The organism is Delftia sp. UME58 (genome assembly GCF_014170385.1).
Lineage (GTDB): Bacteria > Pseudomonadota > Gammaproteobacteria > Burkholderiales > Burkholderiaceae_C > Comamonas > Comamonas acidovorans.
Map to the genome: position 1 here is coordinate 215,256 of NZ_LZZV01000011.1, position 23,871 is coordinate 239,126.

The 23,871-nt window shown below is 69.6% G+C and carries 18 protein-coding genes; 12 read left to right on the forward strand and 6 right to left on the reverse strand.

Annotated elements, in window-relative coordinates:
* Positions 1 to 6: 6 nt before the first annotated feature.
* The 5 genes from A9976_RS02955 to A9976_RS02975 all read left to right on the forward strand — a co-directional run bounded on the left by A9976_RS02955 (position 7) and on the right by A9976_RS02975 (position 5,287).
* Positions 7 to 798: a xanthine dehydrogenase family protein subunit M gene (locus A9976_RS02955; protein ID WP_183017739.1), complete on the forward strand. Its 792-nt coding sequence runs from the start codon at positions 7 to 9 to the stop codon at positions 796 to 798.
* Positions 799 to 955: 157 nt separating this feature from the next.
* Positions 956 to 1,897 (forward strand): MoxR family ATPase, encoded by a 942-nt coding sequence (locus A9976_RS02960; protein WP_096915597.1) that lies wholly within the window; start codon positions 956 to 958, stop codon positions 1,895 to 1,897.
* The gene (locus tag A9976_RS02965) at positions 1,894 to 3,150 is read left to right on the forward strand and encodes a VWA domain-containing protein (protein WP_183017740.1); all 1,257 of its coding nucleotides are present in this window, start codon (positions 1,894 to 1,896) and stop codon (positions 3,148 to 3,150) included. Before A9976_RS02960 ends, A9976_RS02965 begins: the two co-directional genes overlap by 4 nt.
* 38 nt (positions 3,151 to 3,188) lie before the next feature.
* Complete coding sequence (locus tag A9976_RS02970; RefSeq protein WP_043824113.1) at positions 3,189 to 3,920, forward strand: CoxG family protein; 732 nt, start codon at positions 3,189 to 3,191, stop codon at positions 3,918 to 3,920.
* Between the two features lie 296 nt (positions 3,921 to 4,216).
* Entirely contained in the window at positions 4,217 to 5,287 is a 1,071-nt protein-coding gene (locus tag A9976_RS02975) for an XdhC family protein (protein ID WP_183017741.1), read from the forward strand.
* On the opposite strand, the gene A9976_RS02980 is transcribed toward A9976_RS02975, so the two are convergent.
* Positions 5,284 to 5,670 (reverse strand): nuclear transport factor 2 family protein, encoded by a 387-nt coding sequence (locus A9976_RS02980; protein ID WP_183017742.1) that lies wholly within the window; start codon positions 5,668 to 5,670, stop codon positions 5,284 to 5,286. The two genes, A9976_RS02975 and A9976_RS02980, sit on opposite strands and share 4 nt — an antisense overlap.
* A gap of 422 nt (positions 5,671 to 6,092) precedes the next feature.
* Here A9976_RS02980 and A9976_RS02985 point away from each other — a divergent pair, with 422 nt between their 5' ends.
* The 4 genes from A9976_RS02985 to A9976_RS03000 all read left to right on the forward strand — a co-directional run bounded on the left by A9976_RS02985 (position 6,093) and on the right by A9976_RS03000 (position 15,950).
* Positions 6,093 to 7,736 (forward strand): efflux RND transporter periplasmic adaptor subunit, encoded by a 1,644-nt coding sequence (locus A9976_RS02985; protein ID WP_183017743.1) that lies wholly within the window; start codon positions 6,093 to 6,095, stop codon positions 7,734 to 7,736.
* 46 nt (positions 7,737 to 7,782) lie between these two features.
* On the forward strand, positions 7,783 to 10,920 hold the full coding sequence (locus A9976_RS02990) for an MdtB/MuxB family multidrug efflux RND transporter permease subunit (RefSeq protein WP_183017744.1): 3,138 nt from the start codon (positions 7,783 to 7,785) through the stop codon (positions 10,918 to 10,920).
* A 345-nt stretch (positions 10,921 to 11,265) separates the two neighbouring features.
* Positions 11,266 to 14,427 (forward strand): multidrug efflux RND transporter permease subunit, encoded by a 3,162-nt coding sequence (locus tag A9976_RS02995; RefSeq protein ID WP_183017745.1) that lies wholly within the window; start codon positions 11,266 to 11,268, stop codon positions 14,425 to 14,427.
* A gap of 23 nt (positions 14,428 to 14,450) precedes the next feature.
* Entirely contained in the window at positions 14,451 to 15,950 is a 1,500-nt protein-coding gene (locus A9976_RS03000) for an efflux transporter outer membrane subunit (protein ID WP_183017771.1), read from the forward strand.
* Between the two features lie 3 nt (positions 15,951 to 15,953).
* Here A9976_RS03000 and A9976_RS03005 read toward each other — a convergent pair whose 3' ends face one another.
* A complete protein-coding gene (locus tag A9976_RS03005; RefSeq protein WP_183017746.1) occupies positions 15,954 to 16,319 on the reverse strand; it encodes a hypothetical protein in 366 nt (121 codons plus the stop codon).
* A gap of 13 nt (positions 16,320 to 16,332) precedes the next feature.
* Here A9976_RS03005 and A9976_RS03010 point away from each other — a divergent pair, with 13 nt between their 5' ends.
* Positions 16,333 to 17,106, forward strand: coding sequence for an ABC transporter ATP-binding protein (locus A9976_RS03010; protein WP_183017747.1), 774 nt, complete (start codon positions 16,333 to 16,335; stop codon positions 17,104 to 17,106).
* Between the two features lie 37 nt (positions 17,107 to 17,143).
* Here A9976_RS03010 and A9976_RS03015 read toward each other — a convergent pair whose 3' ends face one another.
* The 4 genes from A9976_RS03015 to A9976_RS03030 are packed head-to-tail and all read right to left on the reverse strand — an operon-like array spanning position 17,144 to position 19,871.
* A complete protein-coding gene (locus A9976_RS03015; RefSeq protein WP_183017748.1) occupies positions 17,144 to 17,962 on the reverse strand; it encodes a LytTR family DNA-binding domain-containing protein in 819 nt (272 codons plus the stop codon).
* 1 nt (position 17,963) lies between these two features.
* Complete coding sequence (locus A9976_RS03020; protein ID WP_183017772.1) at positions 17,964 to 19,052, reverse strand: sensor histidine kinase; 1,089 nt, start codon at positions 19,050 to 19,052, stop codon at positions 17,964 to 17,966.
* A gap of 29 nt (positions 19,053 to 19,081) precedes the next feature.
* Positions 19,082 to 19,426 (reverse strand): 2TM domain-containing protein, encoded by a 345-nt coding sequence (locus A9976_RS03025; protein WP_183017749.1) that lies wholly within the window; start codon positions 19,424 to 19,426, stop codon positions 19,082 to 19,084.
* Between the two features lie 34 nt (positions 19,427 to 19,460).
* The gene (locus tag A9976_RS03030) at positions 19,461 to 19,871 is read right to left on the reverse strand and encodes a DUF2306 domain-containing protein (RefSeq protein ID WP_183017750.1); all 411 of its coding nucleotides are present in this window, start codon (positions 19,869 to 19,871) and stop codon (positions 19,461 to 19,463) included.
* Between the two features lie 322 nt (positions 19,872 to 20,193).
* Between A9976_RS03030 and A9976_RS03035 the strand changes: the two genes are divergently transcribed.
* A complete protein-coding gene (locus A9976_RS03035; RefSeq protein ID WP_183017751.1) occupies positions 20,194 to 22,359 on the forward strand; it encodes a TonB-dependent siderophore receptor in 2,166 nt (721 codons plus the stop codon).
* Positions 22,360 to 22,377: 18 nt separating this feature from the next.
* On the forward strand, positions 22,378 to 23,607 hold the full coding sequence (locus A9976_RS03040; RefSeq protein ID WP_183017752.1) for a PepSY domain-containing protein: 1,230 nt from the start codon (positions 22,378 to 22,380) through the stop codon (positions 23,605 to 23,607).
* Positions 23,608 to 23,871: the final 264 nt, after the last annotated feature.

Here is a 23,871-nt window from a genome sequence, read left to right on the forward strand (position 1 = left end):
AGCGCCATGTACGCATTCACCTATGAAGCCCCGGGCACCACGGCCGACGCCGCCGCGCTGGCCGCGCAGGGCGGCCAGTACCTGGCCGGTGGCCAGAGCCTGTTGCCATCGATGCGCCTGCGCCTGGCGCGGCCCGAGCAGATCGTGGACCTGAACCGTGTCCAGGGCCTGGCCGGCATCGCCGTCAACGGCCAGACCGTGGAAATCCGCGCCATGACGCGCCATGCCGACGTGGCCGCCAACCCGCAGGTCCAGGCCGCCATCCCGGCCCTGGCCGAGCTGGCCGGCGGCATCGGCGACCGCCAGGTGCGCGCGCGCGGCACCATCGGCGGCTCGCTGGCCAACAACGACCCTGCGGCCTGCTACCCCAGCGCCGTGCTGGGCCTGGGCGCCACCGTCGTCACCGACCGGCGCGAGATCGCGGCCGACGACTTCTTCCAGGGCATGTACACCACGGCGCTGGGCAGCGGCGAGCTGATCACGGCCGTGCGCTTTCCCGTGCCGAAGAAGGCCGCCTACCTCAAGTTCAAGCAGCCCGCCTCGCGCTTCGCCCTGGTGGGCGTTTTCGTCGCCCAGACCGACAGCGGCGTGCGCGTGGCCGTCACGGGCGCCGGGCTCAGCGTGTTCCGCCACGCGGGGCTGGAGGCCGCGCTCAACCAGAGCTTCACGCCCGACGCGGCCGCCCAGGTGCTGATCGACCATGCCGACCTCAACAGCGACCTGCATGCCAGCGCGCGCTACCGGGCGCAGTTGATCAGCGTGCAGACGCAAAGGGCTGTCTCTCAAATGTTGGGGTGACTATGGTGACCCCCTGAGTCGCTTCGCGCCTTCCCCCTTGAAGGGGGACGACACCCTCGGTGCGGGGCGGCCCTTCCTCGGTGTCCCTGAGTTGGATTGCGCCAGTTTTGCGCAGCGCAGACGAAGCGCAGTTCCATGACGATTGGATAAGGACTGAATGAAGGTTCCCGAGCAAGCCATTGCCTCCATAGACGCCCTGGTCGCCGCGCTGCAGGCCGAAGGCTATTTCGCCGACCGGCGCCTGGCCACGGCCGTCTTCCTGGCCCTGCGGCTGCAGCGGCCGCTGCTGCTGGAGGGCGAGCCCGGCGTGGGCAAGACCGCGCTGGCCCAGGCGCTGGCGCGCGTGCTGGCGCGCCGCCTGATCCGGCTGCAGTGCTATGACGGCATGGAGCAGCGCGAGGCGCTGTATGAATGGAACTACGCGGCCCAGCTGCTGCACCTGCGCGCGGCCGAGCTGGCCTCGGCGCAGCCCGCGGCCGCACCGGAGCAGGACCGCCTGCAGCGCGCCGAGCAGGAGGTGTACCAGGAGCGTTACCTGGTGAGCCGCCCGCTGCTGCAGGCCCTGCAGCAGCCCGAGCCCGGCGCCGTGCTGCTGATCGACGAGATCGACCGCGCCGACGAGCCCTTCGAGGCCTTTCTGCTCGAATACCTGGGCGAGTACCAGGTCAGCATACCCGAGCTGGGCACGGTGGCCGCGCGCGTGCCGCCCGTGACCGTGCTGACCAGCAACCGCACGCGCGACCTGCACGATGCCGTCAAGCGTCGCTGCCTCTACCACTGGCTGGACTATCCCGGGCGCGAGCGCGAGCTGGCCATCGTGCGCGCCCTGGTGCCCGGGGCCGGGCAGGCCCTGACCGCCCAGGTGGCGAGCTTCGTGGGACGGCTGCGCAGCCAGCCCTTTGCCGACGCCTTCCAGCGCGTGCCCGGCATTGCCGAAAGCGTGGAATGGGCCAAGGCCCTGGTGGCGCTGGACACCCTGGTGGTCGATCCCGAAGTCGTGCACGACACGGCCGGCATCCTCTTCAAGCAGCGCGAGGACGTGGCCGCGCTCACGCCCGAGCGGCTGCAGCAACTGCTGGCGCCGGAGCCCGCGCCGTGAAGGCTGGTGCAGCCGGTGCCGCCGGTGTCGCCGACGGGGGCGGGCGCACCAGCTGGCTGGGCGATGCGCGCAGCGGCAAGCTCGCCGGCAACCTGGTCGGCTTTGCGCGTGCGCTGCGCCGTGCGGGCGTGCCTGTGGACGGCGGGCGCATGGCGCTGGCCCAGCAGGCCCTGTCCCTGGTCGGCCTGGCGCGCGAGGACATGGCCGCAGCGCTGGAGGCCGTATTTGTGAGCAACGCCCAGGACCGCGCCGTGTTCCGCGAACTGTTCGACGCCTACTTCCGCAATCCCGATGTGGCGCGGCAACTGCTGGCCCAGTTGCTGCCGCAGGCGCCCCGGCCGTCCGCGCCGCGCCACCGCCCGCGCGTGCAGGAAGCCCTGTCGCCCCGCCAGGCCGGCGAGGGCAGGGCCGCCGTCGATGAAGAGCTGAAGCTGGACGCCGCCATGACGGCCAGCGAGCGCCACCGCCTGCGCCATGCCGACTTCAACCAGCTCAGCGCCAGCGAATACCTGCTGGTGCAGCGCCTGGCCCGGGACATTGCCCTTCCCTTGCCCCGCTACCGCAGCCGCCGCACGCGCACTGGCCAGCGCGGCGCGGTGCCCGACTGGGCTGCCAGCCTGCGTGCGGCATCGCACCATGGCGGCGAAATGCTGCAGCTGCTGCGGCGCGAACGCCGGCGCCTGCCGCTGCCCTGGCTGGCCCTGGTCGATGTCTCGGGCTCCATGGAGCGCTATGCGCGGCTGTTGCTGGCCTTCCTGCACGCGGCCACCAGCACGCAGCGCCATGCGGGCCTGCGCCGCCAGGTCTTCAGCTTCGGCACCGAGCTGCGCGACCTGGGTCCGGCCTTTGCCCAGGCCGATACCGACGCCATGCTGGAGCGCGCCAACGCCGCCATTGCCGACTTTGGCGGCGGCACGCGCCTGGGCAGCAGCCTGGGCGAACTGCGCCGCCTGCATGCGCGCCACCGGGTTTCAGGCCTGGTGGGCCGGCGCACCCTGGTGCTCATCATCAGCGACGGCCTGGACACCGGCGATGCCGCCGAGCTGGACCGCGAACTGGCCTGGCTGCGCCGCCACAGCGCGCGGCTGCTGTGGCTCAACCCGCTGCTGCGCTTTGACGGGTATGCCCCACTGGCCCAGGGGGCGGCCGTGCTGCATCGTCATGCCCATGCCATGCTTGCGGTACACAACCTGGAATCGCTGCAGCAACTGGCCGGTCACCTGGCGCGGCTGCTGGCGGCACCCGGCCGCTGAGCCGCTTGCGGCCACCCCCATCGCAGAAAGGAATTGCCATGGAAATGCAAGCCAGCCGTTCCCTTGCCGTCAGCCAGCAGCAGGCCTGGGAGGCGCTCAACGATCCAGAAACTCTCAAGGCCTGCCTGGCCGGCTGCGACCGCTTCGAACCCCTGGGCGATGACCAGTACGCCGTGGGCATGGCGGTCAAGGTGGGGCCGGTATCGGCCAAGTTCAGCGGCAAGGTCACGCTGTCCGACATCACGCCGCCCGAGCGCTACCGCATCGCCTTTGAAGGCCAGGGCGGCGTGGCCGGCTTCGGCAAGGGCGAGGCCGACGTCACCCTCACCCCCGAGCCCGATGACGCCGCAGGCCAGCCGCGCTGCCTGCTCAGCTACAGCGTGCAGGCCCAGGTCGGCGGCAAGATCGCCCAGCTGGGCCAGCGGCTGATCGACGGCGCCGCCCGCAACATGGCCGACGACTTCTTCGCGCGATTCGACACGCTGATGCAGCAGCGCCACCCTCGCGCGCCGGCAGCGCCTGCCGATGCAGGCGACACCGCCGACCTGTCCCACCTGCCTGCCGGCCTGGCCGATGAAACCGGCCACATCGAGCCCACCGTGGACGCCCAGGCCTGGGAGCACGACGCCGCAGCCGGCGTGGCCACGCCGCTGGATGCCGCACCGGCCACCGAGGCCGAGGAACGCTCGCGCCGCGCCATCCCGCTGTGGTGCTGGGGGCTGGCCATCGTCGTCGTTCTCGGGGCTGGCTGGCTGCTCTCGCGGTACTAGGGCGCTCCCCCTGAGCGGCTGCGCCGCTTCCCCCGTGTGCACGGCGCCCTCTCTCGCTTCGCGGGAGGGGGCATACGGGCAGCCGGCGACGCCCTCGGCTGGGCGCCCCCGCCGCGAGGCGGCTCTTGCTCGGCGCCTTTGGCCTCGGATTTGTTGTGGCTTCTATGCTTCGCCCCGCGCTACCAAGCCCTTTTTACATGCTGCTGCACCCTTCTTGATGCAGAGAGACAATAGCCGCCGAAAACGCCAGGCGCCCAGCTGCACAGGCAAGCCAGGTGCGGGCGTGGAGATTTGCAATGGAAAACCTGGATGTTCATGTTCTGCGCCACCTCGCGCAATGGCGCGCTCAGGGCGAGCGCGCGCTGCTGGCCACGGTGGTGCGTACCTGGGGCTCGTCGCCCCGGCCCATCGGCTCCATCATGGCGCTGGGGGCCTCGGGCGCCGTGGTGGGCTCCGTGTCCGGCGGCTGCATCGAGGACGACCTGATCGCCCGCTACAGCCACGCCTCGGACACCGACGCCCTGCGCGACGGCGCGCCCCGGCTGCTGCGCTACGGCGTCAGCGCCGACGAGGCCCACCGCTTCGGCCTGCCCTGCGGCGGCACGCTGGAGCTGCTGCTCGAATTCGATCCCGACGCTGCTGCGCTGCAGCAGCTCGTGCAATGGCTGGACGAAGGCCGCATGGTGCGGCGCACCGTGGACAAGGCCACGGGCCAGGTCGCCCAGCAGCTCAGCGAAGCGCCCGAGCCGCTGGTACACGATGCGCTGCAGGTCGCCAACAGCTTCGGGCCCGAGTACCGCATGCTGCTCATCGGCGCAGGCCAGCTGTCCGAATACCTGGCCACCATGGCGCTGTTCAACGGCTTTGCGGTCACCGTCTGCGACCCGCGCGAGGAATACAGCCGCCACTGGAGCGTGGCCGGCGTGCAGCTGTCGCGCGAGATGCCCGACGACCTCGTGCGCGCCATGCGCGCCGATGCGCGCACCTGCATCATCGGCCTCACGCACGACCCCAAGCTCGACGACCTGGCCCTCATGGAGGCCCTGGAATCCCCGGCCTTCTACGTGGGCGCCATCGGCTCGCGCCGCAACACCGCGCTGCGCCTGCAGCGCCTGAGCGAGCACTTCGGCCTGGGCGACGCGCAACTGGCGCGCCTGCGCGGCCCCATCGGCCTGTACATAGGCAGCAAGACGCCTCCCGAAATCGCCGTCAGCATCATGGCCGAGGTCCTGGCCGCCAAGAACGGCGTGGCCCTGCCACGCGGCATGACCGTGGAAGAAGGCAAGCTCGCCGCAGCCCAGCCCCCGCAGCCGCTGGAGGATGACGGGCCCGAGGGCATCACGCCGCTGGTGTGCGGGGTGGGTTAGACCACCGCATGGAAGGCCTTGTTGGCAATCTTCCAGCCCGCTTCCGTCTTGAGCAGCACGAAGTAGTCGATGAAGGTGATGGCACCGTGCACCAGGGTGATCTTGGCGCTGGCCGCCGTGCCGGCTATGTCGATGGCGTCGATGCTGCGGCGGCGCGTGGCCTCGTCGGCTGCGGGCTGGCCCTTGAAGCGGGCGCAGTAGGTGTCGATGTCCCAGGAGGTCAGCGGGCCTTCGCGCACGCTTTCGATGCGGGCGGTGGGCATGAAGGCGGCGCGCATGTGGGCGCTGTCGTCCTCGGCATGGCCGCGCATGTACAGCTCCAGCGGCACGCGCACGGCGGCTTCTTCGGGGTGGTCGGTCAGGCGTGGGTTGGCAGTCGTCATGGTGTTCTCCTGTGACGGATGGATGGCGGCCTGCGCCTGCAGGCCGGCGGCCGCGCATCGTAGCCACAAGCGCGGGGAGCAGTCCAACCGGGGGCGAGGCGCGGCCCGCGCCGGGGTGCGGTGCAATGCCTTGTTTTCAATGGATTTTTCGGCCGATGCGCCCCGCATTGGCCGTGCCTGGGTCAACAGTGTTTTGAGCGCCATGCCTTGTCTGAGACCCTGCCGTCGGGTGGCCGACCTGTTTCCGAAAACGCTCTGGCCAGAGCGGGTAAAGCCGGGGTAAAGCGGGGGTAATGCCTGCGTAAAACGGCGATCTGCCTCGTTTTGGAGAGCATGGGACTGGCTACCATAGCCGCATCCGCCGCCGTTCCCTGTTCCGGGGCCGGACCCACGGTTTCCTCCCACGACTTCCCGCAGTGACCATGAAACGCCTGTCAAGCAGCCCCTTTGTTGCAGATGCCCACGGCGTACGCCAGCGTGGCCGGGTACGACCCGCCCTGATGTGGGGCGTGGTGGCTCTGGCCCTGGTGGCGGGGGGCGGGCTGTGGTGGTGGAACAAGCGGGCGCCGGCGCAGGGCGAGCAGGCCTCGGCCGGTGCGCCCGGCCCGGGTGGCGGGCGTGCGGGAGGCGGCCGGCGCGGCCCCGGCGGGCCGGGTGGGCCTGGCGGCCCCGGCGCCATGGGTGCCCAGGCGCAGCCGGTGTCCGTGGGCGTGGTGGAGCGGCGCGACATGCGCGTGCTGATCAGCGCCATCGGCACCATGAACCCGCGCGCCACGGCCGTGGTGCGCGCCAAGGTGTCGGGCGAGTTGCTGCGCCTGCATTTCAAGGAAGGCGACGAGGTCAAGGCCGGCCAGCTGCTGGCCGAGATCGATCCGCGCAGCTTCCAGGCCAGCTTCAACCAGATCCAGGGCACGCTGCAGCGCGACCAGGCGCTGCTCAAGAACGCCCAGCTGGACCTGCAGCGCTACAAGGAGCTGCAGGCACAGGATTCCATTGCCGGCCAGCAGGTCGATACCCAGGCTGCGCTGGTGCGCCAGTACCAGGGCACGGTGGCCGCCGACCAGGCCCAGGCCGATGCGGCCAGGCTGCAACTGAGCTACACGCGCATCACGGCGCCCATTGCGGGCCGGCTGGGCCTGCGCCAGGCCGACCGGGGCAATGTGGTCAACCCTTCGGATGCCAACGGCATCGTCACCATCACCCAGGTCAAGCCCATCGATGCGGTGTTCTCCGTGCCCGAGGCCCATGTGGGCACGCTGGCACGGCGCCTGGCCGAGGGGCGCGAGCTGCCCGTGGAGCTGTGGGACCGTGACCTGAAGCAGCAACTGGGGCGCGGCCGCCTCAATGCGGTGGACAACAGCATCGACATCGCCACCGGCACCATCAAGGCCAAGGCCGCTTTCGACAATGCCGAGGGCCGGCTGTTCGCCAACCAGTTCGTCAACGTCAAGCTGGAAGTGGACCGGCTGGAGCAGGCGCTGACCGTGCCGACCACGGCCGTGCAGAACAACTACGTCTACCTGGTCCAGGAGGATGGCACGGTGACGCAGCGGCGCATCGCCGTGGGCGTGACCGATGGCGACCGCGTCAGCGTGAAGGGCGAACTCAAGCCTGGCGAGCAGGTGGTGGTCGATGGCATTGACCGCCTGCGCGAAGGCGCCAAGGTCACGGTGATCGAGCCTGACAAGGTGCAGAAGGTGGACCAGGCCGTGCAGGATGCCTCCGGCCAGCCGCGCGGCATGCGCAACCTGCCGCCCGATGTGCGCGCCAAGCTGGCGACCATGAACCCCGACGAGCGCAAGGCCTACCTGCAAAAGCTGCGTGCCGAGCGCGGTGGGCAGCGCAATGGTGGTAACGGTGGCAGTGGCGGTAACGGCGGCAACGGCGGCAACGGCGGCAACGTGACCGCGCCGGCGGCCGAAGGCTCCGCGCCCGCAGGCCGGTCGCCGGCACCGTCGCCCGGATCGCCCCAGCCTTCGCCCGGCCCGGCACCTGCTGCGCCCTCTGCGCCTGCTGCTCCGGCGGCTCCCGCAGCTCCCGCAGCTCCCGCTCCGGCCGGGCGCTGAGCAGCGCCCCGGCACCTGAAGACTGCAAGCCCTTCCAGGCGGCCCCATGAATCTTTCCCGCATCTTCATCCTGCGACCCGTCGCCACCTCGCTGCTGATGGTGGCGGTGCTGATCGCCGGCCTGCTGGCCTACCGGCTGTTGCCGATTTCGGCCCTGCCCGAGGTGGACTACCCCACCATCCAGGTCACCACGCTATACCCCGGTGCAAGCCCCGACGTGATGACCTCCAACGTCACGGCGCCGCTGGAGCGCCAGCTCGGCCAGATGCCGGGGCTGTCGCAGATGTCGTCCACCAGTTCGGGCGGCGCCTCGGTGATCACGCTGCGCTTTGCGCTGGACATGGCCATGGACGTGGCCGAGCAGCAGGTGCAGGCCGCCATCAACGCGGGCTCCAACCTGCTGCCCAGCGACCTGCCCATGCCCCCGCTGTACAGCAAGGTCAACCCGGCGGACGCGCCCATCCTCACGCTGGCCATCACCTCGCCCTCGCTGCCGGTAATCCGCGTCAATGACCTGGTGGAGAACCGGCTGGCGCCCAAGCTCTCGCAGGTCAACGGCGTGGGGCTGGTGGCGATTGCCGGTGGGCGCCGGCCTGCCGTGCGCATCCAGGCCAACCCGACGGCGCTGGCCGGCCTGGGCATGACGCTGGACGATGTGCGCACCGCCATCGCCGCAGCCAACGTCAAGCAGGCCAAGGGCGGCTTCGACGGCCCGGCGCGCGCCTCCACCATCGATGCCAATGACCAGCTGCAGTCGGCGGCCGAGTACCGCAACCTCATCATCGCCTTCAAGAACGGCCTGCCCGTGCGCCTGTCCGACATCGCCCAGACCGTGGACGATGCCGAGAACACGCGCCTGGCCGCCTGGGCCGGCACGCCCGAGGGTGGTTCGCGCGCGGGCGTGATCCTCAACATCCGGCGCCAGCCCGGCGCCAACGTGATCGAGACGGTGGACCGCATCAAGGCGCTGCTGCCCCAGCTCAAGGAGACCCTGCCGGCCTCGCTGGACGTGCAGGTGCTGACCGACCGCACGGTGACCATCCGCGCCTCGGTCAACGACATGCAGCTGGAGCTGATGCTGGCCATCGCCCTGGTGGTGGCGGTGATCTTCGTCTTCCTGCGCAGCGCCTCGGCCACGCTGATACCGAGCTTTGCCGTGCCGCTGTCGCTGATCGGCACCTTCGGCGTGATGTACCTGGCCGGTTTTTCCATCAACAACCTCACGCTGATGGCGCTGACAATCTCCACGGGCTTCGTGGTGGACGATGCCATCGTGATGATCGAGAACATCGCGCGCTACGTGGAAAAGGGCGAGCCGCCCATGCAGGCCGCGCTCAAGGGCGCCAGGCAGATCGGCTTCACCATCATCTCGCTGACGATTTCGCTGATCGCCGTGCTGATCCCGCTGCTGTTCATGGGCGACGTGGTGGGGCGGCTGTTCCACGAGTTCGCCATCACCATGGCGGTGGCCATCCTGATCTCGGCCGTGGTCTCGCTGACGCTCACGCCCATGCTGTGCGCGCGGCTGCTGCGCCACCAGCCCGAAGGGGCCCAGGAAGAACGGCATGGCCGCCTGTACCACGCCACGGGCCGTTTCTTCGACCGCACCATCGCGGGCTACGGCCGCATCCTCACCTGGGTGCTGGACCGCCGGGGCCTGACCTGGATCGTCTTCCTGGCCACGCTGGCCGTGACCGTGCTGCTGTACTTTGCCGTGCCCAAGGGCTTCTTCCCGGACCAGGACACGGGCACCATCCAGGCCACGACCGAGGCCGACCAGTCCATCTCGTTTGCCGCCATGGCCGAGCGCCAGCAGGCCCTGGCCGAGCTGCTGCTCAAGGACCCGGCCGTGCAGAGCATCTCGTCCTTCATCGGCGTGGACGGCAGCAACACCACGCTGAACACGGGCCGGCTGCTGATCGACCTCAAGCCCCACGGCCAGCGCGACGGCGCACCCGCCGTGCTGCGCCGCCTGTCCGATGATGCGCAGCAGGTGCCCGGCATACGCCTGTATGCCCAGCCCGTGCAGGACCTGACCATCGAGGACCGCGTGGCACGCACCCAGTACCAGCTGCTGATGTCCTCGCCCGACATGGCGCAGCTGACCACCAGCACCCAGGCCCTGGTCGAGCGCATGCACGACCTGCCCGAGCTGGTGGACGTGGGCAGCGACCTGCAGGACCAGGGCCTGCAGGCCTTCGTGCAGATCGACCGGGCCCAGGCCAGCCGGCTGGGCGTGACGGTCGCGGCCATCGACACGGCGCTGTACAACGCCTTCGGCCAGCGGCTGATCTCCACCATCTTCACGCAGTCCAACCAGTACCGCGTGGTGCTGGAAGTGGCGCCGCAGTTCAAGATCGGGCCCGAGTCGCTGCAGGCCATCTATGTGGCCTCCAGCGCGGGCGCGCCCGTGCCGCTGTCCTCGGTGGCCACGGTCAGCGAGCGGCCCATGGCCCTGGCTGTGAACCATGTGGGCCAGCTGCCGGCCGCCACCATTTCGTTCAACACTGCGCCCGGCGTGTCGCTGGGCCATGCGGTCAAGGCCGTGCAGGACCTGATGGCCCAGCTGCGCACCGAGGGCCATATGCCGCTGTCGGTGGACGCCGCCTTCCAGGGCGCGGCCCTGGCCTTCCAGGCCTCGCTGTCCAACACGCTGCTGCTGGTGCTGGCGGCGGTGATCACCATGTACATCGTGCTGGGCGTGCTCTATGAGAGCACCATCCACCCGGTGACCATCCTGTCCACGCTGCCCTCGGCCGGCGTGGGCGCGCTGCTGGCCCTGTTGCTGGCGGGGCTGGACCTGGACATCATCGCCATCATCGGCATCGTGCTGCTGATCGGCATCGTCAAGAAGAACGCGATCATGATGATCGACTTCGCGCTGGAGGCGCAGCGCGAGGAGGGGCATACGCCGCGCGAGGCCATCTACCAGGCCTGCCTGCTGCGGTTCCGGCCTATCTTGATGACGACCTTGGCTGCTTTGCTGGGGGCCTTGCCGTTGATGCTGGGGACGGGGGTGGGCAGTGAGTTGCGGCATCCGTTGGGGGTGACGTTGGTGGGGGGCTTGCTGGTGAGTCAGTTGCTGACTCTGTTCACTACGCCTGTGATTTATTTGACGTTTGAGGGGTGGGCGCAGAGGTGGCGGGATCGTCGGGGTGCTTCTTCGGAGCAGGCCCATGCTTGAGCTTGATCTGCGCTTTTGGCTGGCGCCGCTGGCCGGGGTTCGGCCCGGCGGCCGACCTACTTTCTTGTCGCGCGACAAGAAAGTAGGCAAAGAAGCGCGCCCCACTGCCCGCGACCCCTTCGCTTCGCTGCGGGGCCACCTGCGTCGTGGTGCTTGCGGGGTTCGCCGTGAAACTCACTTCGCGCTGGCGCGCTGCGTTCAGACAATCACGGCGAGCCAGATGACGAAGCAGTCCTGTCCTTCGGCAGGACTGCAACCCCGCAAGCACCACGACGCAGGCGCGGGCAGAAGGGGAGTTTGCTCGGGCCATCGCTTCGCTCGGCCTGGGATTTTTGGGGCTGGATCATGAGCCAGCTGTCCAATCTCTCGGCGCCGTTCATCTTCCGGCCCATTGCCACCATGCTGATGACCATCGGCCTGGCGCTGGCGGGGGCGGTGTCGTACTTCCTGCTGCCGGTGGCGCCGCTGCCGCAGGTGGACTATCCGACGATTTCGGTGTCGGCCAGCCTGCCGGGTGCAAGCCCCGACACCATGGCTGCCACGGTGGCGACGCCGCTGGAGCGGGCGCTGGGGGCGATTGCGGGGGTCAATGAGATCACGTCCAGCTCCAGCCTGGGCAGTACGCGCATCACGCTGCAGTTCGATCTGTCGCGCACGGTGGACAGCGCGGCGCGCGATGTGCAGGCTGCCATCAATGCGGCGCGCACGCTGCTGCCTTCGGGCATGCCGGGCAATCCTACGTATCGCAAGGTGAATCCGGCCGATGCGCCGATCATGATCCTGGCGCTGACGTCCAGCGCGCTGACGCGCGGGCAGATGTATGACGCGGCATCCACCGTGCTGGCGCAAAAGCTCTCGCAGGTGGAGGGCGTGGGCCAGGCGTCCATCAGCGGCGGGGCGCTGCCGGCCGTGCGCGTGGAGCTGGACCCGGTGAAGCTGGCGGCCAATGGCGTGTCGCTGGACCAGGTGCGTACCGCCATTTCGGCCACGAATGCCAACCGGCCGCTGGGCGCGGTGGAGCGCGAGGACCATTACTGGCAGGTGACCGCCAATGACCAGGCGCGCGTGGCGGCCGACTATGCGCCGCTGGTGCTGCGCTGGAGCAATGGCAATGCGATCCGGCTGCAGGACGTGGCCGATGTCACGGATTCGGTGCAGGACATCCGCAACTACGGCGTGGCCAATGGCAAGCCCGCCATCCTGCTGCAGATCTTCAAGCAGCCCGATGCCAACATCCTGGAGGCCGTGGCGCGCGTGCGCTCTTTGCTGCCGCAGCTCAAGGCGTCCATCCCCGAGGCCATCGATCTGACCATCGTGTCCGACCGCACGCCCACGCTGCGCGCCTCGGTGGTGGAGGTGGAACGGGCGCTGTTGATCGCCGTGGCGCTGGTGATCCTGGTGGTGTTCCTGTTCCTGCGCAATGGCCGGGCCACGCTGATTCCGGCCGTGGCCGTGCCGGTGTCGCTGGCGGGCACGTTCGGCGTGATGTACCTGGCCGGCTATACGCTGGACAACCTGTCGCTGATGGCGCTGACCGTGGCCACGGGCTTTGTGGTGGACGATGCCATCGTGGTGCTGGAGAACGTGATGCGCCACATGGAGCGCGGCAAGACCGCACTGCGCGCGGCGCTGGACGGGGCGCGCGAGATCGGGTTCACCGTGGTGTCCATGAGCCTGTCGCTGATCGCGGTGTTCGTGCCCATCCTGTTCATGGGCGGCATCGTGGGGCGGTTCTTCCGCGAGTTCGCGGTGGTGATGTCGGCGGCCATTCTGATCTCGATGGTGGTGTCGCTGACCACCACGCCCATGATGTGCGCGGCGCTGCTGCGGCCGCAGCGCGTGCCGCAGCCGGGCCGGCCGCGCAATGGCCTGCAGCGCGCCTGGGACCGCTTCGGCGCCTGGGTGGGCCGTGCCGAGCGGCGCGCCATGTCCGGCTACCGCGCAAGCCTGGCCTGGTGCCTGCGCCACCAGCCGCTGGTGCTGCTGGTGCTGGCCGGCGTGGTGGCGCTGAACGTGCACCTGTACATGGCCATCGACAAGGGCTTCATGCCCAGCCAGGACACGGGCCGCGTGATGGGCTTCATCCGGGCCGACCAGTCCACCTCCTACCAGGCCATGGAGCAGCGGCTCAAGCGCTTCCTGTCCATCGTGCAGGAAGACCCGGCCGTGGAGTACGTGACGGGCTTCACGGGCGGCGGCCAGCGCAATGCGGCCAACATGTTCATGTCGCTCAAGCCGCTGGCCGAGCGCAAGGTGTCTTCCGACGAGGTGATCAACCGCCTGCGCGACAAGCTCAAGAACGAGCCCGGGGCGCGGCTGTTCATGGTCACGCAAAGCGATATCCGCATCGGCGGGCGGCAAAGCTCGGGCTCGTACGACTACACGCTGCAGGCCGACGACATCCAGGACCTGCGCACCTGGGAGCCGCGCATCCGCCAGGTGCTGTCGCAACTGCCCCAGCTCACGGACGTGAACAGCGATGTGTCCGACTTCGGCCTGCAGACCTCGCTGGTGATCGACCGCGACGCGGCCACGCGCCTGGGGCTGACGGTGTCGCAGATCGACGGCACGCTCAACAACGCCTTCGGCCAGCGCCAGGTGGGCGTGATCTACAACCCGCTCAACCAGTACCGCGTGGTGATGGAGGCCGCGCCCCGCTACCTGCAAAGCCCAGAGACGCTGCGCGGTTTCTTCTTCGTGAACAACCAGGGCGTGCAGGTGCCGCTGACCTCGTTTGCGCGCATCACCACCACCAACACGCCGCTGGCCGTGAACCACGACCGGGGCACGCCGGCCAGCACCATCAGCTTCAGCCTGGCCGAGGGCGTGGCGCTGTCGGATGCCAGCGACGCCATCCGCGCGGCCGTGGCCGAGCTGGGCGTGCCCGTGTCGGTGCGCGGCAGCTTCAGCGGCACGGCCGGGGCCTTCCAGCAGGCGCTGTCGGGGCAGCCGCTGCTGATCCTGGCGGCCATCATCACCATCTACCTGGTGCTGGGCGTGCTCTATGAGAGCCTGGTGCATCCGCTGACCATCCTGTCCACGCTGCCCTCGGCCGGCGTGGGCGCGCTGATGGCGCTGATGCTGTTCAAGACGGAGTTCTCGCTGATCGCGCTGATCGGGGTGATATTGCTGATCGGCATCGTCAAGAAGAACGCCATCATGATGATCGACTTCGCGCTGGAGCGGCAGCGCGCCGGCCATGCCACGGCCGCCCAGGCCATCTACCGCGCCTGCGAGCTGCGGCTGCGCCCCATCCTCATGACCAGCCTGGCGGCCATCTGCGGCGCGCTGCCGCTGGCCCTGGGCCGGGGCGATGGCGCCGAGCTGCGCCAGCCGCTGGGCATTGCCATCGTGGGCGGCCTGATGCTGAGCCAGCTGCTCACGCTCTACACCACGCCCGTGGTCTATGTGCTGCTGGACAGGCTGCGCCAGCGTGCCATGGGCCTGCGTGGCCGCGTGCAGGGCAAGGACCGTGGCACCCCTGTGCCCGCCGCATCACCCCAGTGACCCGAATCCGAAAGCCCAAGCTGATGCAGTTCAAGACACTTCACTCCCCGGCGATCTGGCTGGCCGCCGCGCTGCTGGCCGGTTGCTCCACGCAGAGCGCCTACCAGCGCCCTGCGCTCGATGTGCCGGCCCAGTTCAAGGAAGCCACGCCCGAGGCGGCCGAGGCCGGCATCTGGCGGCCCGCAGATCCGTCGCGTGCGCAAGTGCCCGACAGCTGGTGGGAGCTGTTCGGCGACGAACAGCTCAACCGACTGCAGCAGCAGGCCGCCACCGGCAACCAGAGCATTGCCCAGGCCGCCGCTCGCCTGCGTGCCGCGCAGGCGGCCGTGGCCAGCAGCCAGGCCGGGCTGTTCCCCACGCTGGGCAGCACGGCCGGCGCCACGCGCTCGCGCAGCGGCGGGGGCTCCGGTGCATCAGGTGCATCTGGCACGGGCGGCAACACCGCCAGTAGCGGCAACATCTCGACCAACTACTCGCTGGGACTGAACGCCAGCTGGGAACTGGACCTGTGGGGCCGCGTTTCGGGCACGGTCAGTGCCAGCCAGGCCAGCGCCCAGGCCAGCAGCGACGACCTGGCCGCCGCGCGCCTGTCGGCCCAGGCATCGATCACGCAGACCTATTTCTCGCTGCGCGCGGCCGATGCCAGCGTGCGGCTGCTGCAGGAAACGCTGCAGAGCTACGAGCAAAGCCTCAAGCTCACCAACAACCGCTACCGCGCGGGCGTGGCCTCGTCGGCCGATGTGGCCCAGGCCGAGGCGCAGTACAAAAGCACCCAGGCCCAGCTCATCGAGGCGCAGACCAGCCGCGCCCAGCTGGAGCACGCGCTGGCCGCGCTGCTGGGCCTGCCGCCGGCGGCCTTCAGCCTGGAGGCCGGCGCCGAGCTGCCGCCGCCGCCCGAGGTGCCGGCCATGCTCTCGTCCCAACTGCTGGAGCAGCGCCCCGACATTGCAGCGGCAGAGCGCCGCGTGGCCGCCGCCAACGCCCAGGTGGGCGTGGCGCGCGCGGCCTTCTTCCCGGCGCTCACGCTGTCGGCCACGGCCGGCTACCGAGGCGCATCGCTGTCCAACTTGGTGAGTGCGCCCAACCTGTTCTGGTCGCTGGGCCCGTCGCTGGCGCTGGCGCTGTTCGACGGCGGCGCGCGCACGGCGGCCGTGGAGTCGGCGCGTGCCTCGCTGGACCTGGCCGCCGCCACCTACCGCCAGACCGTGCTGACGGCGCTGCAGGAGGTGGAGGACAACCTGGTCACCGCATCCGCCCTGGCGCGCGAGCAGCAGGTGCAGATCGAGGCCGTGGCCGCCGCGCAGAAGGCGCTGGATGTCGTCAACAACCAGTACCGCGCGGGCACGGTGGCCTATCTGAATGTGCTCAGCGCCCAGACCACGGTGCTGTCGGCACGGCGCAGCCTGATCGATGTGCGCAACCGGCGGCTGGCCGCCGTCAACACCTTGCTCAAGAACGTGGCCGGGCGGTGGCAGCCGCTGGGGCCGGCCTCCGTGCAGGGGCCGCAGGCTGTCGCGCGCTGATGTTCAGTCCTGCAGCTCGAAGGCCTGGCGCAATGCTTCGCCGAAGGCCGCGCTGCCGCTGAGCGACAGGTTCACCGTGGTGCGGCCATCCCCCGCCGCCACGGATTGCAGGCGCGCCGTGGTGGCATCGAAGCGCCAGGCCAGCGGCTGGCCGCCGTCGTCCTGGGCCTGCAGCTCGTAGTCCCAGTCGCCGCCTTCCTCGATGGGGCCGCGCCGGCCCTTGAAGCGGCGGTGCGCCCAGGCCAGCAATTGCTCCACCTCGGCCGCCAGCGCCGGCACGCGCGTGGCGGCCACGCTGGCCATGGCGTCCCAGCAGCCCGTGCCTTCGTCGTCTTCGCTGTAGTCGAAATCCAGGTAGTCGAGGGTCATGGTGGCGGTCCGCATGCGTAGTGCGTGGTTGGAAAAGGGAAAGCCCGGCATTGTGCCGCGTGCACAATCGCCCGCATCGCAGAACCGGAAAGACATTCAGATGGACACCGCACAGCAATCGATGGCGCCGCCGATGGTGAGCGCGCAGTCCCTGCGCTTCGGGCAGCCGGGCCTGCTGCTGTGGGATGGCGCCTCGCACGACTGGCCCGTGGGCCTGTGCCTGGTGCGCGGCGGCGAGGGCTGCGGCAAGACCAGCCTGCTGCAGGCGCTGGCCGGCCAGTTGCCCTTGCAGGGCGGGCGCCTGGCGTATCCGCAGCAGCCGGACCCGTCGCAGCGTCCCGCGCTGTTCTGGCGCGACCCGCGCGCCGAACTGTCCAATGCCGAGCGCGCCCGGCCCGCGCAGGAATGGGTGCAGGCACAGCGGCAATTGCACCCGGCGTGGAGCGAGGCGGCCTGGCAGGCCCATGCCGACGGCCTGGGCCTGGAGCCCCACCTGCACAAGCCCCTGCTGGCCCTGTCCACGGGCAGCCTGCGCAAGCTGTGGATGGCGGCGGGCTGGGCCAGCGGCGTGCCGCTGCTGCTGATCGACGAGCCGCTGGCCGCGCTGGACCGGGGATCGATGGACCATGTGCAGCGCACGCTGGCGGGGCTGAACCGTGCTGGCCAGCAATCTGCGCCCGTGGCCGGGCACGGGCCGCGCTGCGTGATCGTCGCGCACTGGGACGAGATGCAGGGCGTGGCCTGGGATGACGTGCTGGACCTGCCCGATCAGCCGCCGCTGCGCTGACCGGAGCCGGCGTCTACATCGCCACCTACATCGCCACCTACATCGCCTTGAACCGCTGCGCGTAGAGGCGGCTGACGGCCAGTTTTTCCCCTCGCTCGCGCAGCTGCAGCCACAGCCGGCCGGCCTCGTCGCGCTGGGCATTGGCAATGGCCGCCGCACGCACCACCGTGCCGCGGTGCACCTGCCAGAATTCCTCGGCATCCAGCCGGGGCAGCAGCTCCTTGAGCGGCGTGCGCACCAGGTACTCATGCGAGGCCGTGAGCACGCGCACGTACTTGTCGGCGGCCTCGAAGTAGACGACGTCGTGCACGGGCACCATCTGGATCTGCGTGCCCACTCCGGCCTGGATCATCTGCAGCGGCGGCTCGGTAGCGGTGGCGGCGGCGGCGGGGGCCGTGGCGCCGGCCAGGTGCCGCAATTGCTCCAGCGCCTGCGCCAGCGCAGCGCCGGCCGGGGCCACCGTGCGCTGGGCCAGCAGCTCGCGCAGGCGCTGCACGCTGCGTGCCAGCCGCTCGGGCTGCACGGGCTTGAGCAGGTAGTCCACGGCCTGGGCCTCGAAGGCGTCCATGGCGTACTGGTCATAGGCGGTCACGAAGACCAGGATGGGAAATGGCTGCGCCTCGGGCCAGGCGTCGGCCAGTTCGGCAGCCGCCTCCAGGCCGCTCTGGCCCGGCATGCGGATGTCGAAGAACAGCACATCGGGCTGCAGCGCCAGCGCCTGCCGGGCGGCACTCAGGCCGTCGCCCACCATGGCGGCAATCTGCAACTCGGGCCAGGCGCGGGCCAGGGCCTGGCGCAGGTCCTCTGCCAGCAGGGGTTCGTCTTCGGCGATCAGGGCGCGGGGGGCGTGGGTCATTTCAACCGGCGTTGGCAATGGTGATTTTGGCGAGCGTGCCGCCTTCGGGCAGGGCGGCCAGTTCGAAGTGCGCGGCGTCGCCATAGCGGCTGGCCAGGCGTTCGCGCAGCTGGGCCGTGCCGAAGCGGCTGCCGGGCAGGGCGGGCGCACCGGAATCCAGGCCCATGCCGTTGTCGGCCACGGTCAGCTCCAGCCGGTTGCCTTCGATGCGGCGCGCACGCACCGCGATATGTCCGCCTTCCAGCTTGGGCTCCAGTCCGTGGCGTATGCAGTTTTCCACCAGGGGCTGGAGCAGCAGCGGCGGCACGGGTACCTGGGCCAGGTCTTCGGGCAGGTCCAGCGTGTACTGCAGGCGCGGGCCCATGCGGATGGACATCAGCGCCAGGTAGTCGCGCAGGCGTGCGAACTCTTCGCCCAGCGCATGCTCGGTGCTGCGCGAGCCGCCCAGCGTGGCGCGCAGGTAGGCGATCAGATGGTCCAGCATGGCCTGGGCGCGCTGCGGGTCGCTGGCCACCAGCACGCGCAGGTTGGCCAGGGTGTTGAACAGCATGTGCGGCTCCAGCTGGGCCTGCAGCAGGGTGAGTTTGGCCTCGGCCGCCTGGCGTCGGGCCTGCTCGGCCTGCATCTGCAGGTGGCGCGAGTAGCCCAGCAGGAAGAAGGCCAGCGACATCACCGTGCTGGCGACGATGGTGACGGCCAGCGGTATCCACAGCCGGTGCATCAGGGCCGTGCTGGCGTCGGGATCGGCCCACTGCCTGTAGGCCGTGCCGATCAGCGACCCGATCACAAACCCCGTCACGATGCCGGCCACCACCAGCGCGGCGCCGCGCCAGCCGCCGGGCCAGGGAATGTCCTGGCCCCGCGTCAGGCGCCAGCGGCCCAGTTCGATGGTGAGCCAGCTGGTCAGGCCAATCGACAGCGAATAGACGAGGTTCACGTCCCAGCGGCCATGGTTGCTCAGGCTGAATGCGGCGGCAATCAGGGCGCAGGCCGAGGTCGTTGCGATGCCGTGGCGCAGCAGCGTGGTCCGTTCCACGATGTGGCCCTGTGCGGCCCGCTGGGATGGGGCGTTGGATGCGGGGTCGGGCATGGAGAGCAATGGTAGTCCCATGGCGTCGCTCAGCGGGCGCGGCCCTGGTCCTGGCGCTGGTCCTGGCGTGATTGCAGCGCCTGCCGCTCGCGCTCCACCATGCGCCCGTGCCAGCCGTTGCCCGGCAGGGCCAACCAGACCACGGCGCCGTGGATGGCCAGCCCCAGGCCCCAGCCCAGGGCCGGGAAGAGGGCCCAGTGCCTGCCCTGGGACAGCGACAGCGCCGCCAGCCCGAGGTTGACCAGCACATAGACGCTGGCGTGGATCATCCAGCCCATCTTGGCGCCTGCGCGGCGGCGCGCCATGCGCTCCAGGGCATTGTCGTCGTGGCGGGCAGAGGGATCGAGGGGGGCAAGGGGATCGAGGGTACGCATGGGAAGTTCTCCGTCAGGGGGAAGGAAAGCGGCGTCAGGCCAGGCCCAGCTGCTGCCACAGCAGGTCGCCCAGGTAGCGGCCGGGCAGCAGTGTGAACACGCCCGCCACGACGCAGGCGCCGATGTATACGCTGCGCATGATCTTGCGGTGGCCGGCGATGTTGCCGTGGTACAGGTGCCAGAACGAGCGGCCCAGTCCGGCAAAGGTCAGCGGCACCAGCAGGTGGACGGGCGTGTAGCCGGCCCAGTTGGGCAGGCGGTAGTCGCGGATGAAGCAGGCGGACACCGCCGCGCAGACCATGAGCGTGACGAAGGCGTAGCCGGCCGCGCGGTGCAGGCGGGGATGGACGGCGGCCTGGCGGCGTGCCAGCAGGGCGATGGCACCCGTGGCCGTGGCCCCGAGGGCGGCACTCATGTGGATGGCGATCAGCGGTGTCATTTGCATGGCGGTGTCCTGGCGTGCGGCCCGGTTCTGCGGGCCTGTATGGGACAGGACTGTCGCTGCCGGACGCGGGCCGGGCCAGCGCCATGCGACGGACGGGCGCCGGCGGGGTGCCAGATGCATAGGGGCGCCGCGAGCTGCAGGAATCTCCGTGGTCGTTGGAAGATTACGGCCATGAGGAGTGCGTACGGACTATCGGGTAGGGCCTTTGAATTCAATCACCTGCAGGATTGCTCCAATGCAACAGATTGAGAAAATTCATAGCAGCGCCCCCATGTGGTTGGTAAGCTAACGGATTCTGCAAATCATTCTCAATATCATCCTCATGCCCTCCATCCGCCCGATTTCCCTGGCCGTTCTCTGCCTGTGCAGCCAGCAGGCCCTGATTGCCCAGACCCGGGGCGGCGACCCCGTGCTGGAGGCCGTGACGGTGGAGGCCAGTGCCGACGCATCGGCCCAGGGCCTGTCCAAGCCCTTCGCAGGCGGCCAGGTGGCCACGGGGGCGCGCAACGGCGTGCTGGGCACGCTGGACTGGAAGAACTCCTCGTTCTCCACCACCAGCTACACCCAGCAGCTGATCGAAGACACCCAGTCCAAGAGCGTGGGCGATGTGCTGCTCAACGACCCGGGCGTGCGCCAGGCGCGCGGCTTCGGCAACTTCCAGGAGCTGTATGTGCTGCGCGGCTTCCCGGTCTATTCGGACGACATCGCCTACAACGGCCTGTACGGCCTGCTGCCGCGCCAGTACATCGCCTCGGAGTTCTTCGAGCGCGTGGAGGTGCTGCGCGGCGCCAATGCCTTCCTCAATGGCGCGGCACCGGGTGGCAGCGGCATCGGCGGCACCATCAGCCTGCTGCCCAAGCGCGCCGGCAACGATGCGCTGACGCGCGTGGGCGCCGGCATACAGACGGGCGGCCAGGCCTTTGTCTCCACCGACATCTCGCGCCGCTTCGGCCCTGACCGGAGCACCGGCATCCGCCTGAACGCCGTGCGCCGCGACGGCGGCACGGGAGTGGATGGCGAAGACCGCTCGCTCACCGCCCTGGGCGTGGGCCTGGACTGGCGCAGCCGCAACCTGCGCCTGTCGGGCGACGTGGGCTACCAGCGCAACAGCTACAACGGCGGCCGCCCCAGCGTGACGCCGGGCAACTTCATCCCGGCCGTGCCCGACAACAAGACCAACTACGGCCAGAACTGGTCGTACTCCACCGAGCGCGACCTGTTCGCCACGCTGCGCGCCGAATGGGACATCAACGACACCACCACGGCCTGGGCCGCAGGCGGCCTTCGCCGCGGCAAGGAAGACAACTCCCTGAGCGGCGTGACCGTGAGCAATGCGGCCGGCGACACCACGGGCACGCGCTTCGACAACAAGCGCAAGGACAGCGTGGGCACGGGCGAGGTCGGCATCCGCACGCGCCTGACCACGGGCAGCGTGGGCCACGAGCTGGTGGCCACCGCCAGCACCTACTCGGCCACCGAGCGCAATGCCTGGGGCATGGGCTTTGGCGTGGTCAACAACATCTACAACCCCTGGAGCAGCGCACGCCCGGCGATGACGCTGTTCGGCGGCAACCTGGCCGATCCCACGCGCGCGGGCGAAACCCAACTCAACAGCTTCGCCATCGGCGACACGCTGACGATGCTGGACGAGCGCCTGCGCCTGACCGTGGGCGTGCGCCGCCAGAGCATCGAGCAAAGCAGCTACGACTACAACACGGGCGCGCAGACCGACAACTACAAGAAGTCCGCCACCACGCCCATGCTGGGCCTGGTGTTCAAGACCAGCGAGAACACCTCGGTCTACGCCAACTACATCGAAGGCCTGACCAAGGGCGCCGTGGCGCCGCAGACGGCCAACGACCTGCCCGTGTCCAACGGCGGCCAGGTGTTCGCGCCCTACAAGTCGCGCCAGAAGGAAATCGGCTTCAAGTGGCAGGGCCCGCAGCTGGGCGCCACGGTGGCGCTGTACACCACGGACATGCCTTCGGCCTATGTGGCCAACCAGGTCTTCGGCCAGTACGGCAAGCAGCGCAACAGCGGCCTGGAGGCCACGGTCTTCGGCGAGCCCGTCAAGGGCCTGCGCGTGCTGGGCGGCGTGACCTTCAGCGAGGCCAAGATCCGCGAGGCCGCCGATGCCACCACCATCGGCAACTACGCCATCGGCGTGCCCAAGCGCCTGCTCAACCTGGGCGTGGACTGGGATGTGCCCGGCGTCTCGGGCCTGGCCCTCAATGCGCGCGTGATGCACACCTCCAGCCAGTACGCCAACGGCGCCAACACGCTGAAAGTGGCCTCCTGGACGCGCACCGACATCGGCGCGCGTTATCTCATGGACATCGGCAACAACCGCCTGCTGACCCTGCGCGCGCGCATCGACAACCTGTTCGACAAGGGCTACTGGTCGTCCGTGGGCGGCTACCCGGGCGCCAACTACCTGGTGCAGTCCATGCCGCGCACCTTCTCGCTGAGCGCATCGGTGGATTTCTGAGCCGGAGCGATCTGAAGCATGCGCGCGTTGTGGACGGTGGTGCACCGCTGGATCGGCCTGGTGCTGGCCGGTTTCCTCACCATGGCCGGCCTCACGGGGGCCGTGCTGTCCTGGGACCATGAAATCGACGAATGGCTCAACGCCGACATGCTGCAGACACCGGCCCGCGGCGCGCTGAAGACTCCGCTGGAGCTGGCCGCCGCCGTGCAGGCCAGCGAGCCGCGCGCCGAGATCAGCTACATGACCCTGGGCCTGGTCGAGGGCGAGGCCGCCATGTTCATGGTGCGCCCCCGGCCCGACCCGGCCACGGGTCAGGCGCCTGCGCTGGGCTATGACACGGTCTTTGTCGATCCCGTCAGCGGCCGGATCACCGGCCAGCGCAACGGGCGCAGCTTCGCGCTCAGCCAGCGCAACCTCATGCCCTGGCTGCGCCACCTGCACGAAAGCCTGCTGGCCCCGCGCTTTTGGGGAACGGACCGCTGGGGCTACTGGTTCATGGGCACGCTGGCCCTGCTGTGGGTGGCCGACAGCTTTGTCGCGCTGCTGCTGACCTTTCCCGTCAAGCTCAGGAAAAGCGTCCCGCGCCTGACGGCGGCCGCGGGATCGTGGTGGCGGCGCTGGCTGCCCTCATGGCGCGTGCGCTGGGGCGGCGGAGCCTACAAGCTCAACTTCGACCTGCACCGTGCGGGCGGCCTGTGGGTCTGGGCCGTCATCGTCATCGTGGCCTTCACCTCGTTCTCGCTGAACCTGTACCGCGAAGTCTTCTACCCGGTGATGAGCACCGTCTCCACCACCACGCCTGGCCCCTACGAAACCCTCAAGCCCGCGCCCCAGGGCACGCTTCTCGTGCCCCAGGTCTCGTTCGCCCAGGCCATCGCCATCGCCCAGCAAGAAGCACAGCGCCTGGGCTTCGCCCAGCCCGCCGGCGGCATCTGGTGGGGCGGGGACTTCCCGTTCTACAACATCTCCTTCTTCGACCCGCACGACGAAACCGGCGCCATGGGCATGGGCCTGTCCAACATCTACGTCAGCTCGGACAACGGCGAAGTCCTGGGCACCTACCGCCCCTGGCACGGCACGGCTGCCGACGTCTTCGTCCAGCTGCAGCTGCCCCTGCACAGCGGCCGCATCCTCGGCACCCCCGGCCGCGTGCTCATGTCCTTCGTCGGCGTGCTCGTCGCCGTCCTGTCGATCACCGGCGTCATCATCTGGTGGCGCAAACGAAGGGCTAGGAAGATGACTCCCTGAGCGGCTGCGCCGCTTCCCCCTTCTCGCTTCGCGGAGGGGGACGCAGCCCTCACTGCGGGGCGGCCCTTGCTCGGCTGCCCGCGCTTGAGCCCTGCGAGTTTGAACGGCTGTCGGTAGTGCACGGCTCCATTGATAGCCAAATCAGAAAACTATCCGCCTAAACAGCAAAGCCACCGAAAACGGTGGCTTCAATGAAAGCTTGCTGCAGAAATAGGGCGCAGCCTCCAAATCTGGCGCGGCCCGACACCAGAGACGCCGAGCAAG

Excerpts from the sequence above, each read along its gene's own strand:
- A9976_RS03040 (WP_183017752.1), top strand. The coding sequence starts at position 22,378 with ATGCGCGCGTTGTGGACGGTGGTGCACCGCTGGATCGGCCTGGTGCTG.
- A9976_RS03010 (WP_183017747.1), top strand. The coding sequence starts at position 16,333 with ATGCGTAGTGCGTGGTTGGAAAAGGGAAAGCCCGGCATTGTGCCGCGT.
- A9976_RS03005 (WP_183017746.1), bottom strand. The coding sequence starts at position 16,319 with ATGACCCTCGACTACCTGGATTTCGACTACAGCGAAGACGACGAAGGC.
- A9976_RS02985 (WP_183017743.1), top strand. The coding sequence starts at position 6,093 with ATGAAACGCCTGTCAAGCAGCCCCTTTGTTGCAGATGCCCACGGCGTA.
- A9976_RS02960 (WP_096915597.1), top strand. The coding sequence starts at position 956 with ATGAAGGTTCCCGAGCAAGCCATTGCCTCCATAGACGCCCTGGTCGCC.
- A9976_RS03020 (WP_183017772.1), bottom strand. The coding sequence starts at position 19,052 with ATGCCCGACCCCGCATCCAACGCCCCATCCCAGCGGGCCGCACAGGGC.
- A9976_RS03030 (WP_183017750.1), bottom strand. The coding sequence starts at position 19,871 with ATGCAAATGACACCGCTGATCGCCATCCACATGAGTGCCGCCCTCGGG.
- A9976_RS02970 (WP_043824113.1), top strand. The coding sequence starts at position 3,189 with ATGGAAATGCAAGCCAGCCGTTCCCTTGCCGTCAGCCAGCAGCAGGCC.
- A9976_RS03025 (WP_183017749.1), bottom strand. The coding sequence starts at position 19,426 with ATGCGTACCCTCGATCCCCTTGCCCCCCTCGATCCCTCTGCCCGCCAC.
- A9976_RS03035 (WP_183017751.1), top strand. The coding sequence starts at position 20,194 with ATGCCCTCCATCCGCCCGATTTCCCTGGCCGTTCTCTGCCTGTGCAGC.
- A9976_RS02980 (WP_183017742.1), bottom strand. The coding sequence starts at position 5,670 with ATGACGACTGCCAACCCACGCCTGACCGACCACCCCGAAGAAGCCGCC.
- A9976_RS02990 (WP_183017744.1), top strand. The coding sequence starts at position 7,783 with ATGAATCTTTCCCGCATCTTCATCCTGCGACCCGTCGCCACCTCGCTG.
- A9976_RS03015 (WP_183017748.1), bottom strand. The coding sequence starts at position 17,962 with ATGACCCACGCCCCCCGCGCCCTGATCGCCGAAGACGAACCCCTGCTG.
- A9976_RS03000 (WP_183017771.1), top strand. The coding sequence starts at position 14,451 with ATGCAGTTCAAGACACTTCACTCCCCGGCGATCTGGCTGGCCGCCGCG.
- A9976_RS02955 (WP_183017739.1), top strand. The coding sequence starts at position 7 with ATGTACGCATTCACCTATGAAGCCCCGGGCACCACGGCCGACGCCGCC.
- A9976_RS02975 (WP_183017741.1), top strand. The coding sequence starts at position 4,217 with ATGGAAAACCTGGATGTTCATGTTCTGCGCCACCTCGCGCAATGGCGC.
- A9976_RS02995 (WP_183017745.1), top strand. The coding sequence starts at position 11,266 with ATGAGCCAGCTGTCCAATCTCTCGGCGCCGTTCATCTTCCGGCCCATT.